This window comes from Streptomyces sp. NPDC002671 (genome assembly GCF_053592475.1).
The window spans coordinates 62,628-75,253 of the sequence record NZ_JBSFVU010000005.1; the positions used below are offsets into that span (position 1 = coordinate 62,628).

A 12,626-nucleotide genomic window follows, 5' to 3' on the forward strand; every position below is an offset into this window, starting at 1 on the left:
CTCGCCCCATGGGAGAGATGGGCCTGCGTGAGCGCAAGAAGCTGCGGATGTACCAGGAGGTGTCGGACACCGCCGTGCGGCTGTTCCTGGAGCGGGGGTTCGACGCGGTGTCCGTGGCGGAGATCGCCGCCGCGGCCGGGATCTCCAAGCCGACGCTCTTCCGGTACTTCCCGGCCAAGGAGGACCTGGTCCTGCACCGGATCGCGGACCACGAGACGGAGGCCGCGCGCATCGTCGCCGGGGCCGGTGATCCGGTGGACGCGCTGAGGCGGCACTTCCTCGACGGGCTGGAGCGGCGCGATCCGGTCACCGGGCTGAACGACCATCCCCAGGTGCTCGCCTTCCACACCCTGCTCTACGGCACCCCGTCCCTGGTGGCGCGGGCGTACGCCCATCAGGAGCGGTCGGAGGCGGCGCTCGCCGAGGCGCTCGGGGGCGGCCTGGACGCGCGGCTGGCCGCCGGGCAGATCATCGCCGTCCAGCGGATCCTCGCGCTGGAGAACTGGCGGCGGATCGCGGCCGGGGAGCCGGTCGAGGAGGTCGCGCCGGACGCCGTACGGGCGGCCGAGCGGGCGTTTTGGCGGCTGGCGGAGGCGTTGCCGGAGCTGAAGTCCGGCGGATGAGACCCGGGCGGACCCCGGCGAGATTTTCGTGAGACTCAGTTAAAAACTTAACTCGGTAACGCTTGGCGGGTACGCTGTGCGTCATGACGCCACTCGAAACCGCCCTCACGGACACCCTCCACATCGAGCGCGCCTACCACGACACCTGCCGTGCCGCCCTCACCGCGATGGTCGAAGGCGCCGCCGAACAGGTCGTCATCGGCGAAGACGCCTCCGCCTCCGGAGCCGACGCCGAGGTCCTCGGCTACCAGCTGCGCAGCCAGGCCAAGGCGCTGCGCGAACTGCCGCCGGGGCCGCTGTTCTTCGGCCGCCTGGACTTCGCCCGCAGCGACCCCGAGCACGGCGGGCAGAACTACCACGTCGGCCGGATACGGATCACCGAGGACCCGGCCGCCCCGCCCCTCGTGGTCGACTGGCGGGCCCCCGTCTCCCGCGCCTTCTACCAGGCGAGCGCCCGCGATCCACAGGGTGTGGACGTACGGCGCCGGTTCGGCTGGGCTCCGGGCAGCACCGGCGGCTCCGCCGACCTGACCGGGCTGGAGGACGAGCGGCTGAGCCAGGGCGAGTCGCGGACCAGCGACATCGTGGCCCGCGAGATCGAACGGCCCCGCGTCGGCCCCATGCGGGACATCGCCGCCACCATCCAGCCCGAGCAGGACGACCTGGTCCGCGCCGCCCTCACCGACTCGGTGTGCGTGCAGGGCGCGCCCGGCACCGGCAAGACCGCCGTCGGCCTGCACCGCGCCGCGTACCTGCTCTACACCCACCCCAGGCGGCTCCAGCGCTCCGGCCTGCTCATCCTCGGCCCCAACCGCACCTTCCTCCACTACATCGCCGAGGTGCTGCCCGCGCTCGGCGAGACCGGCGTGCGCCAGGCCACCCTCCAGGACGAGATCGCCGGGGGCCGCCCGGTCACCGGCACCGACCCCACCCCCGCGGCTGTCGTCAAGCACGACGCCCGGATGGCCGAGGTGCTGCGCCGGGCGCTGTACGGGCGCGTGAGCGCCGCCGGGGTGACCGACCTCGCCGTACCGGACGGCTCCTACCGGTGGCGGGTGCCCGCCGCCGAACTCGCCGCGATCGTGGCGGAGGTGCGTGCCGAGGAACCGCCGTACGCCGTCGGCCGGGAGCGGGTGCGCGCCCGGGTGGTACGGCAGCTGCACGAGCGGGCCGAACGGCGAGCGGGAGTACTGCCCGCCTCCTGGGTGCGCCGCATCGAACGGGCCCGGCCGCTCACCGCGCACCTCGACGCGGTCTGGCCCAAGGTCCGCCCCGAGGAGATCCTCGCCGAACTCCTCACCGACAGCGCGGCGCTGGCCCGGGCCGCCGACGGCCTGCTGGACCCCGACGAGCAGGCGGCGCTGCTGTGGCCCCGCCCGCCGCGCTCGTACAAGTCCGCCCGCTGGTCGGCCGCCGACCTCGTCCTCCTGGACGAACTCTCCGGGCTGATCGAACACCCCGAGGGGCAGGGCCACATCGTCGTGGACGAGGCGCAGGACCTGTCGCCCATGGAGTGCCGGGCGATCGCCCGCCGGGCCGCCTTCGGCTCGCTGACCGTCCTCGGCGACCTGGCCCAGGGCACCACCCCGTGGGCCGCCCGCGACTGGTCCGTCCAGCTGCGCCACCTCGGCAAGCCGGACGCGGCGGTGGTGGCACTCACCACCGGGTTCCGGGTGCCGGCGGCGGTCCTGGAGCTGGCCAACCGCCTCCTGGACCGGCTCCCGGTGACCGTGCCCCCCGCCACCTCCCTCCGCTCCGACGGCGAACTGACCCTGCGGCCCACCGATGACGTCCTCGGCACGACCGTGACGGCCGTACGGGAGGCGCTGGCCCGGGAGGGCTCGGTCGGGGTCGTCACCGCGGACGCGGACACGGACGCGGTACGGCAGGCCCTCACCGCCGCCGGCCTCGCACCGTCCGGCCCCGACGAACTCGGCGCCCGCGTCTCCGTCGTCCCCGCGAGCCGGGTCAAGGGCCTGGAGTACGACCACGTCGTCGCCGTCGAACCGGCCGCCGTCACGGAGGCGGAGCCCCGCGGCGCGAACCGCCTGTACGTGGTCCTGACCCGGGCGGTCTCCCGCCTGGACGTCGTACACGGCCGGCCGCTGCCGTTCTAGGCCCTGTCGTCAAATTCCCGCCTGCCTCGCGGCGTCTGGCACGCACTCCCCCACTGCCTTAAGGGCGTGGGGGGACCCCCAGCCGCGTTGCCGGAGCGCCCACGTGACTCCGCCACGCGGACGCTCCGGCGCCTTGCGATCGCACGCTCCCCCACGCTCGAATCCGCTCGCGCGGGGGGACCCCCATCGCCGCCGCGCGGCCCGCCCTGCGGGCGGACGACGGGAATTTGACGACAGGACCTAGTACTGGCCGCGCGGGGCCCGGATGCCCGACCCTGGACGGTGATGCTGCTGTTCCTCGACGTCGACGGCCCGATCGTCCCTTTCGGAGCGCCGGACCCCGCGTACCCGGTGTACGAGGGCTCGCCGCTGAGCACCGCCGGCCACCCGCTGCTCGGCCGGGTCGACCCGGCTCTCGGCCCGCGCCTCACGGCGCTGGGCTGCGAGCTGGTGTGGGCCACGACCTGGATGGACGACGCCAACGCCTGCCTGGCGCCCCGGCTGGGCCTGTCCGAGCTGCCGGTCGTGCGGTGGCCTGACGAGGACGAGCCGTCGGACCTGCTGCACTGGAAGACCCGGCCGCTGGTCGCCTGGGCGGACGGCCGCCCCTTCATCTGGGTGGACGACGAGATCACCGAGGCCGACCGCGCCTGGACCGCCGTCCACCACCCGGGCCCGGCCCTGCTCCACCGCGTAGACCACCGCTACGGCCTGACCGAGTCCGACTTCACGACCCTGGCCGGGTGGCTGCGCGTGGCGCGCGCCTCCTGAACGACACGCGCGACACACTATTGCAAGCGGGTGCTTGCAATTGTTAGCGAGGCTGCGGCAAGGTGGGGGCATGGCATCGCTCAACGTCGGCAATCTCGGTGAGTACCTGCGCGAGCAGCGGCGCAACGCCCAGCTGTCGCTCAGGCAGCTCGCCGATGCCGCCGGGGTGTCCAACCCCTACCTGAGCCAGATCGAGCGCGGGCTGCGCAAGCCCAGCGCGGAGGTGCTCCAGCAGGTCGCCAAGGCGCTGCGCATCTCCGCCGAGACGCTGTACGTCCGCGCCGGGATTCTTGACGCCGAACGGGACCGGGACGAGGTGGAGACCCGGGCGGTCATCCTCGCCGATCCCACGCTCAACGAGCGGCAGAAGCAGGTGCTGCTCCAGATCTACGAGTCCTTCCGGAAAGAGAACGGATTCGGGACCGGCGAGCCCGCGGCGGAAGAGGACGGCGACGGCGAGGGCGGCACGGACGCACAGCCCGACGGCACCGACGACACGGGCGACACCGTCGTACGCGGCACCCGCACGGCCGGTGGCAGTGATGCCGGTCCGCCGCGGACGGCCGGATAGAGCGGGACCCCGACAAGGCAGCCGCCGGCCGCCATACCGCGGACCACACCAACATCAGCCGAACGCGAATCCGGGAGGACAATCACCATGGCCATCACCGACGACCTGCGCAAGACCCTCAAGGACCCCACCCCTCTCTACTTCGCCGCCGGCACCGCCGACCTCGCCTACCAGCAGGCCAAGAAGGTGCCCGGGCTGGTCGAGCAGCTGCGCGCCGAGGCCCCGGCCCGGATCGAGGCCGTGCGCAACGCCGACCCGAAGGCCGTACAGGAGAAGGCCGCCACGCGGGCCAAGGAGGCGCAGGCGACCCTGCAGACCAAGGTCAACGAGTTCATGGGGACTCTCGACGTCGACCTGAAGAAGTTCGGCGAGACCGCCCAGGACCTCGCGCTGCGCGGTGTCGGCGTGGCCGCCGAGTACGCCGTCAAGGCCCGCGAGACCTACGAGAAGGTCGCCGAGCACGGCGAGCAGGCGGTCAAGAACTGGCGCGGTGAGGCCGCCGACGAGATCGAGGAACTCGCCGTCGTCGTCGAGGGCAAGCCCGTGCCCGCCCAGGCCAAGGAAGAGCCGAAGGCCGCCGAGGGGCAGGACGACGCCGCTCCGGCCAGGAAGCCCGTGGCCAAGAAGGCCCCCGCCGCCCGCAAGACCGCCACCGCGAAGAAGACGACCCCGCCGGCCAAGTGAGCCGAACGGGGGACCGCGCGCGGGCCGGGCACCTCTGGGGTGTCCGGCCCGTTGTATGGGTACCGTGGCCGTATTAGCGAGCCGAATCGGGTGGTGGACGTTGTGCTGATGCAGGGGTTCCAGGGGTTCATGTGGCTGCTCTACCTCGCCATGCTGGCGATGGCAGTGGTGGCGTTCGTGATGGCCGCACTGTTCCGTGAGGACGCGTACCGCGCGGCCGACAAGCAGAACAAGGGCTTCTGGCTGATCATCCTCGGCATCGCGGTCGCGGTGAACCTGCTGGTGCCGATGCTCTTTCTGCAGATCGCGGGGCTCATCGCCTCGATCGTCTTCTTCGTGGACGTACGCCCGGCCCTCCACCAGGTCTCGGGCCGCCGCCGGGGCCGCGGCTCCAGCAGCGACGGCCCCTACGGCCCCTACAACGGGGGCCGCTGAACCCGCTGCGACGGGGGCCGCTGAACCCGCGGACCGCTGCCGCTACGGCGTGCGGTCCAGCAGGACCACCGCCACGTCGTCGGTCAGCTCGCCCCCGTTGAGGCGGCGCACCTCGTGCACGGCAGCCCGCAGCAGCTCCTCGCCGCGCTTCCCCTCGGAGAGCTGGCGGCGGATCATCTCCACCATGCCCTCCTGGCCCAGGCGCTCCCTGCCCGTGCCGATGCGGCCCTCGATCAGGCCGTCGGTGTAGAGCATCAGGCTCCAGGCATCACCCAGCTCCACCTCCATCCGGGGCCAGCGGGCGCCGGGGAGCAGGCCGAGGGCGGGGCCGTTCTTGTCGTACGGCAGCAGCTGGGCGGGCAGGCCGGGGCGGGCGACCAGCGGGGCCGGGTGACCGGCCAGGCACAGGCCCGCGCTCCGGCCGTCCGGGGCGATGTCCACCGTGCACAGCGTCGCGAAGATCTCCTCGTCCCCGCGCTCGTGCTCAAGGACCTGCTGGAGCGTGCCCAGCAGCTCGTCCCCGCACAGCCCGGCCAGGGTCAGCGCCCGCCAGGCGATGCGCAGCTCCACGCCGAGCGCGGCCTCGTCCGGGCCGTGGCCGCAGACGTCGCCGATCATGGCGTGCACGGTCCCGTCAGGGGTGCGCACACAGTCGTAGAAGTCGCCGCCGAGGAGCGCGCGCGAGCGGCCGGGGCGGTAGCGGGCGGCGAAGCGCAGCGCGGAGCCGTCCAGCAGGGGCGTGGGCAGCAGGCCCCGCTCCAGCCGGCGGTTCTCCTGCGCGCGCAGCCGGCCCTCGGCCAGCTTCCGCTCGGCGGTGTCGGAACGTTTCCGCTCGACCGCGTACCGGATGGCACGGCCGAGCAGCCGGCCGTCCAGTTCGTCCCGGAAGAGGTAGTCCTGGGCGCCGACGCGCACGGCCTCGGCGCCGCCCTCGGAGTCGCCGGAGGCGGTCAGCGCGAGCACGGCGTGCCGCGGTGCGAGCTTCAGGACGTGCTTGAGCACGGCCAGCTCGCCGTCCTCGTCGTTGCCGCCCGGCGCCGGGAGCGCCAGGTCCAGCAGGATGCAGTGGACGTCGTCGGTCAGCAGCCGCTCGGCCTCGGTGAGGTTGCGGGCGGTGCGGACGCGGATCGGCTTGCCGGAGGAGTCCAGCAGTTCGGGCACGATCGGCGAACCCGCCGGATCGTCCTCGATCAGCAGCAGGGTGAGCGTGGCGCCGTTCGTGCCGGTGGGAGTGGCCGTGCGGTGCGCCTCTTCCTTGAGGGGGCCGCCGCTTGTGGTGGCAGCCTGCGCCTGACCACTCTCCACGACCGGGATCGCTCTCTGTCGCGGTACGGGTACGGGCATCTTCTTGGTTTCCTTCCCTCCCCCCGAGGGCACGGCGGGGCGAGGGACCTCGACCTACCGACCGGTGACCATAGCGGTACTGCCCACCCGGATGGAATGGTGTGAGCCGCGTCGCCCACACGCAGACCACTGTCATATGCCGCGTTCCGTAACGCAGTTGGACAGGCCGCCCGGGGCACGGGGATGACGAAGCTCACGTACCGTCCGGGTTTGTGCGGGGGTTGGGCGTGCGGTGGGTCACACGGTGCAGGCGTTGTGAAGGAATGATGCAGGTCACAGCGGGATATGGGCCACATGACGTGGTTCACGCGCCATGATCCGGTTCACGCGTCCGGTCGCACGACGCCCAGTATCGGCATCGAACCGGCGCCCGCGACCGTCACCCACCGCCCCGGCCGCGGGGCGTGGATGATCGCGCCGTCGCCGACGTACATCGCTACATGGCTGGCGTCGCCGAAGTAGATGATGAGGTCGCCGGGGCGCATGTCCTTGACGTCGACATGCTTGAGCTGTCTCCACTGCTCCTGCGAGGTGCGCGGGATGGGGTGGCCGGCCTTCGCCCAGGCCTGGGAGGTCAGGCCCGAGCAGTCGTACGACCTGGGACCCTGGGCGCCCCAGACGTACGGCTTGCCGAGCTGGGCGGTGGCGAACTCCACCGCCTCTCTGCCCGGCGCGGACGCCTTGCCCTTGATGTCCTTGAGGATGCCGGTGTCCAGCCAGGCGGTCTGCGCCTTGAGGGCGGCCTGCTGCTCCAGCTGGGCCAGCCGCTCCTGCTGCTTCTTCGCCAGCTTCGACTCGAGCTTCTTGGCGGCCGAGATCTGCTGCTCGATCTTCTTCTTGGCGGCGGCCTTGGCCTTGCGGCCCGCCTCCAGCTTCTGCCACTGCGTGGAGGCGTCGGCGGCGTACTGCTTCAAGTCCTTCTGGGTGCGGGTCATTTCGGTGATCAGGTTCTTCGTGGCCCGCTGGCCGTTGAGCAGCGACCCGGCCCCGTCCAGCACCTGACCGGGGTCGTCGCTGAGCAGGAACTGGGCCGCGGGCGGGATCCCGCCGGTGCGGTACTGGGCGCGGGCCGCCGCGCCCGCCTGGTCCTTCAGCTCGTCCAGCTTCTGCTGACCCTGGACGATCTTCTTGGCCAGCTCGACGATCTGGGCGGACTGCGTCTTCGCCTTCTCCTCGGCCGCGTTGTAGGCGTCGGTGGCCACGGCCGCGTCGTGGTAGAGCTTGTCGAGCTTCTCGCGGACCTGCTCAAGGTCCTTGTCGGCCGGGGGAGTCGGGGCGGCGGGGGAGCCGCTCGCGCCGGGCGCGGGTGTGCGCTTGCCGGCCTTGGGGGTGGGCGTGCGTACCGCCGAGTTGGCGAAGGCCGTGCCGGGTGCCGCGAGCGCGGTCACCGTCACCGCGCAGACCACGGTCATGGCGGCCCTGAGCAGGCCCCGCTTGCCCGTACCCATAGGTGTTCCCCCAAACTGATTTACCGTCAGTAACTTATGGTCGTCTGAGGGATCGTGCCACGGTGGCGCGCAAAACGACAGGGGCCATCCGTGGGCTGAGTGACGATCACTCCGCCGATGGGACGAACGGCCCCCAAGGATCGTTCCCCGCAGGTCACCCGTTGGGAGGAGGCGTCTTCAGCGGGCGCGCGGCGCCAACGCCTCCCACGCCACCGTCACTTCCCCCTGCCGCCAGCGTGCCGCCGAGTCCGTCACCGGCCAGTCGGCCGTGAGGTCCCGCACCGCGCGGATCCAGCGCTGGCGGGCGCCGTAGGAGGCGTAGGGCGCGGCGGCGGCCCAGGCGCGGTCGAAGTCGCGCAGGAAAGCGTGCACGGGCTCGCCCGGGACGTTCCGGTGGATCAGCGCCTTCGGCAGCCGCTCGGCGAGGTCGGACGGCCGCTCCAGCGAGCCCAGCCGGGCCGCGAAGGTGACGGTCCGGGGCCCCTCCGGGCCGAGCGCCACCCACACGTGCCGCCGCCCGATCTCGTCGCACGTCCCCTCGACCAGCAGCCCCCCGCGCGAGGCGCCGTCCGCCGGGGCGAGCCGCGCGCACAGCCGTTCCCAGACGGCGGCGACCTGGTCCTCGTCGTACTGCCGCAGCACGTTCGCGGCCCGGACGAGCACCGGGCGCCCCGGGACCGGGATCTCGAACCCGCCGTGCCGGAAGGTGAGCCCCTCCCGCTCGTACGGCTTGGCCGCCGCGACCCGCTCCGGCTCGATCTCGACGCCGACCACACGCGCGCGGGGCGCGGCGGTGCGCAGCCGGCCGAGCAGCTCGACGGCGGTCCAGGGCGCGGCGCCGTAGCCCAGGTCGATCGCCACCGGATCCTGGGCGCGGCGCAGCTCCGCGCCGTGTGTGGCCGCGATCCAGCGGTCCATGCGGCGCAACCGGTTGGGATTGGTGGTCCCGCGCGTCACCGTTCCCACGATGGGGGTCCCCCCGCTCGAGCGAAGCCGAGAGTGGGGGAGGGACGTCGTGCGGGTTGCCATACGTACGAGGGTATGGGCGCCGGGACGCCACCGTCACCTCGAACGGTTGATCGATTCAAGGGGTAATGATTCGGCAAAGAGCCCCGCCGGAGACCCGCCGGGGAATGGTGTCCGCCCCCGGCACTGTTGCACCCCGTTGGAGGGCGAGCCGGGTCCTCCGGCAGGCATGCCGCAGCGAGGAGGACGCCACGTGAGCAAGTACGCCAGCAGGCTCGGGCGTCGCTCGGCGGCCCCGTCCCCGCGGCTCAGGCTGCACCGCAGGCCCCGCCGCGTCGCCATGCTCTCCGTGCACACCTCACCGCTCCACCAGCCCGGCACCGGCGACGCCGGCGGCATGAACGTCTACATCGTGGAGCTGGCCCAGCGCCTCGCGGCCATCAACATCGAGGTCGAGATCTTCACCCGGGCCACGACCGGCAACCTCCCGCCCAGCGTCGAACTGGCCCCCGGCGTCCTCGTCCGGCACGTCGACGCGGGGCCGTACGAGGGCCTGGCCAAGGAGGACCTGCCCGCCCAGCTCTGCGCCTTCACGCACGGCGTGATGCAGGCCTGGGCCGGCCATCGCCCCGGCCACTACGACCTCGTCCACTCCCACTACTGGCTCTCCGGACACGTCGGCTGGCTCGCCGCCCAGCGCTGGGGTGTCCCCCTGGTGCATGCCATGCACACCATGGCCAAGGTCAAGAACGCCAGCCTGGCCGACGGCGACACCCCCGAGCCCGCCGCCCGGGTCATCGGCGAGACCCAGATCGTCGCCGCCGCGGACCGGCTCATCGCCAACACCGCCGAGGAGGCCGGCGAACTCGTCCGGCACTACTCGGCCGACCGCGCCAAGGTCGCCGTCGTCCACCCCGGCGTGAACCTGGACCGCTTCCGCCCCGCCGACGGCCGTGCCGCCGCCCGCGCCCGCCTCGGCCTCCCGCAGGACGCCCTGATCCCGCTCTTCGCGGGCCGCATACAGCCCCTGAAGGCTCCCGACGTGCTGCTGCGCGCGGTGGCCGTCCTGCTGGACCAGCGCCCGGAGCTGCGCTCCCGGATCGTCGTACCGGTCGTCGGCGGCCCCAGCGGCAGTGGTCTGGCGAAGCCCGAGGGCCTGCAGAAGCTCGCCGCCCGGCTCGGCGTGGCCGACGTCGTGCGGTTCTGCCCGCCGGTCGGCCAGGAACAGCTGGCGGACTGGTTCCGGGCGGCCTCCGTCCTCGTCATGCCCTCCTACAGCGAGTCCTTCGGCCTGGTCGCGATAGAGGCGCAGGCGGCCGGCACCCCGGTGCTCGCGGCCTCGGTCGGTGGGCTCCCGGTGGCCGTACGGGACGGCGCCACCGGCTTCCTCGTCCAGGGCCACGACCCGGCCGCCTACGCGCGCGTGCTGCGCCGTTTCGCCGACGACCCGGCCCTCTCGCCGGCCATGGGCGAGGCCGCCGCCCGGCACGCGCGGTCCTTCGGCTGGGACGCCGCGGCGACCGCCACGGCCGACGTGTACACGGCCGCGACCCAGTACCACCGCCGTCGCGTACGCTCCCACCATGGGTGATGCGGAGAAGGCGGGGCAGATCCTCGAAGGTGTCTTCAAGGACGCCGAACTGGAGTGGGAGAGCCCCGAGCCCGGGAACTACGTGGTCAAGCTCCCCGGCACGCGCAAGCTCTCCACGACGGTGTCGCTCCTCGTCGGCCGCCACTCCCTCTCCGTCAACGCCTTCGTCGTCCGTCACCCCGACGAGAACGAGGCGGGCGTCCACCGCTGGCTCCTGGAGCGCAACCTCAAGCTGTTCGGCGTGAGTTACGCCGTCGACCGGCTCGGCGACATCTACGTCACCGCCCGCCTCCCCCTCGCCTGCGTCACCCCCGACGACATCGACCGCCTCCTCGGCCAGATCCTCGACGCGGCGGACGGCGCCTTCAACACCCTCCTGGAACTGGGCTTCGCCTCCTCGATCCGCAAGGAGTACGCCTGGCGGGTCTCCCGCGGGGAGCCGACGCGGAACCTGGAGGCGTTCATGCACCTGATCGAGCGCCCGGCGGACTGACGGTACGACATGCATCCGTGAGGCAGGGACCGGCCTGTCTGCACGCGCCCACACAATTGCCACGCGTATAGCGTCACCACCTGGCTGCTGTTGTTCCTGCCTCCCCAACGCCAGTCCCTGGGCTGGCCGTTGCCCGCGCCGCCTTCCTGCGCGGCAGCAAGTCCCGTACCGTCGGCGGCCAGTGCGGTGACCGTCAGGACGGGGCATCCCCCGGGCAGCCCAAGCAGAATCGTTACCGCCCGGCCGTAGCCGTACCGGAACAGGTTCTAGGCCGTACGGACCTCAGCCCCCGCGTCGGCCCGGTTCGTGGCCGCAGTGGGCTGTTCCGGGGGAAGGCGCCGCATGAGCACGGCGTACCCGGCCCCCGCCGCCGTGCCCACCACGGCACAGATCCCCCACAGCCACTCCGCGCCGAAACCGTCGATGACCGCGCCGGACATCAGCGGGGCAACCAGGGCGGCGACAGACCAGGACAGGGTGTACATGCCCTGGTAGCGCCCGCGTCCATGGACCGGCGAGAGCCGGACGACGAGCCCGGTCTGCGTGGGCGCGTTGACGATCTCCGCGAGGGTCCACACGCACACGGTGAGCGCGAAGACGCCGACCGACCCGGCGAAGGCGGTGAGCCCGAAGCCGTAGCCCGCGAGGAGCGAGGAGGCGACGAGCAGGGTGCGCGGATCGCGGTGCTCGATGAAGCGGGTGACGGGGATCTGGAGGGCGACGATCAGGATGCCGTTGACGGCGATGGCGAGGCCGTAGTCGGCGGGCGAGAAGCCGGCCCGGCCCATGGCCACCGGTAGTCCGACGGACCCCTGCTGGAAGACGACCGCGACGAGGAAGGACAGCCCGACGACGGCCATGTACCGCCCGTCGCGCAGCACGGTGCCGAGGCTGACCTCGGCCCCCGCCTGCCTGGCGCCGTCCGTGGGCGCGGGCCGCGACTCGGGCAGCTTGAGGAAGACGACGACCGCGCAGGCCAGCGTCATCCCGGCCTCGATCAGGAACCCGGCGAGATAGCTGAACTCGGCGATGAAGCCGGCGGCGGCGGAGGAGACGGCGAACCCGAGGTTGATGGCCCAGTAGTTGAGGGAGAAGGCCCGCACCCGGTCTTCCGGGCGCACGATGTCGGCCAGCATCGCCTGCACGGCCGGCCGGGAGGCGTTGGAGGCCATGCCGACGAGGAAGGCGACGGCGGCGATGGCGACGGGGCCGGTCATGAACCCGAGCAGCGCGACCGAGCCTGCGGTGGCGGTCTGCGCGATGAGCAGCGTCGGCCGCCGCCCGATCCGGTCGGCCATCACCCCGGCCCCCAGCGAGGAGACGACCCCGCCCAGCCCGTGGAGGGAGGCGACGAGACCGGCGTACGAGGCGGAGTACCCGCGGTCGATGGTGAGGTACAGCGCCATGAAGGTGGCGACGAAGGCACCGAGCCGGTTGACGAGCGTGCTGGTCCACAGCCACCAGAACTCGCGGGGAAGCCCGGAGACGCTCTCCCGGGCGGCACGTCTGAGACTGGCTACGGACACGAAGGGACCCCCCGGAGATACGGCTTAGTAAGCGGCTCAACCCGCATACGCAACTTA

Annotated in this window: 12 protein-coding genes; 8 read left to right on the top strand and 4 right to left on the bottom strand. The window is 72.5% G+C overall.

The annotated features are described in order from the left end of the window. Positions 1-8: 8 nt before the first annotated feature. The 6 genes from ACWD35_RS09040 (at position 9) to ACWD35_RS09065 (ending at position 5,201) form a co-directional block, all read left to right on the top strand. The gene (locus tag ACWD35_RS09040; protein WP_451350501.1) at positions 9-623 is read left to right on the top strand and encodes a TetR family transcriptional regulator; all 615 of its coding nucleotides are present in this window, start codon (positions 9-11) and stop codon (positions 621-623) included. 83 nt (positions 624-706) lie between these two features. Next, positions 707-2,740 (top strand): HelD family protein, encoded by a 2,034-nt coding sequence (locus tag ACWD35_RS09045; protein WP_451350502.1) that lies wholly within the window; start codon positions 707-709, stop codon positions 2,738-2,740. Positions 2,741-3,025: 285 nt separating this feature from the next. Then, a complete protein-coding gene (locus tag ACWD35_RS09050) occupies positions 3,026-3,511 on the top strand; it encodes an HAD domain-containing protein (protein ID WP_451350503.1) in 486 nt (161 codons plus the stop codon). A gap of 70 nt (positions 3,512-3,581) precedes the next feature. Next, complete coding sequence (locus ACWD35_RS09055; RefSeq protein ID WP_451350504.1) at positions 3,582-4,082, top strand: helix-turn-helix domain-containing protein; 501 nt, start codon at positions 3,582-3,584, stop codon at positions 4,080-4,082. A gap of 87 nt (positions 4,083-4,169) precedes the next feature. Beyond that, complete coding sequence (locus ACWD35_RS09060; RefSeq protein ID WP_451350505.1) at positions 4,170-4,766, top strand: hypothetical protein; 597 nt, start codon at positions 4,170-4,172, stop codon at positions 4,764-4,766. Positions 4,767-4,874: 108 nt separating this feature from the next. Then, on the top strand, positions 4,875-5,201 hold the full coding sequence (locus ACWD35_RS09065; protein WP_451350506.1) for a DUF2516 family protein: 327 nt from the start codon (positions 4,875-4,877) through the stop codon (positions 5,199-5,201). Between the two features lie 42 nt (positions 5,202-5,243). Here ACWD35_RS09065 and ACWD35_RS09070 read toward each other — a convergent pair whose 3' ends face one another. The 3 genes from ACWD35_RS09070 to ACWD35_RS09080 form a co-directional block, all read right to left on the bottom strand. Then, on the bottom strand, positions 5,244-6,545 hold the full coding sequence (locus ACWD35_RS09070) for a SpoIIE family protein phosphatase (RefSeq protein WP_451350507.1): 1,302 nt from the start codon (positions 6,543-6,545) through the stop codon (positions 5,244-5,246). Positions 6,546-6,868: 323 nt separating this feature from the next. Then, positions 6,869-7,993: an NlpC/P60 family protein gene (locus tag ACWD35_RS09075; protein WP_451350508.1), complete on the bottom strand. Its 1,125-nt coding sequence runs from the start codon at positions 7,991-7,993 to the stop codon at positions 6,869-6,871. Positions 7,994-8,170: 177 nt separating this feature from the next. After that, entirely contained in the window at positions 8,171-8,959 is a 789-nt protein-coding gene (locus ACWD35_RS09080; protein WP_451350509.1) for a class I SAM-dependent methyltransferase, read from the bottom strand. A 253-nt stretch (positions 8,960-9,212) separates the two neighbouring features. Between ACWD35_RS09080 and mshA the strand changes: the two genes are divergently transcribed. Together mshA and ACWD35_RS09090 are read left to right on the top strand one after the other, a co-directional pair. Further along, positions 9,213-10,550 carry a D-inositol-3-phosphate glycosyltransferase gene (gene mshA / locus ACWD35_RS09085; protein WP_451350510.1) on the top strand — a complete coding sequence of 446 codons (1,338 nt, stop codon included), beginning with the start codon at positions 9,213-9,215 and terminating at the stop codon, positions 10,548-10,550. Next, on the top strand, positions 10,543-11,043 hold the full coding sequence (locus ACWD35_RS09090; RefSeq protein ID WP_451350511.1) for a YbjN domain-containing protein: 501 nt from the start codon (positions 10,543-10,545) through the stop codon (positions 11,041-11,043). Before mshA ends, ACWD35_RS09090 begins: the two co-directional genes overlap by 8 nt. A gap of 266 nt (positions 11,044-11,309) precedes the next feature. Here ACWD35_RS09090 and ACWD35_RS09095 read toward each other — a convergent pair whose 3' ends face one another. Next, positions 11,310-12,569, bottom strand: coding sequence for an MDR family MFS transporter (locus ACWD35_RS09095; protein ID WP_451350512.1), 1,260 nt, complete (start codon positions 12,567-12,569; stop codon positions 11,310-11,312). Between the last annotated feature and the right edge of the window lie 57 nt (positions 12,570-12,626).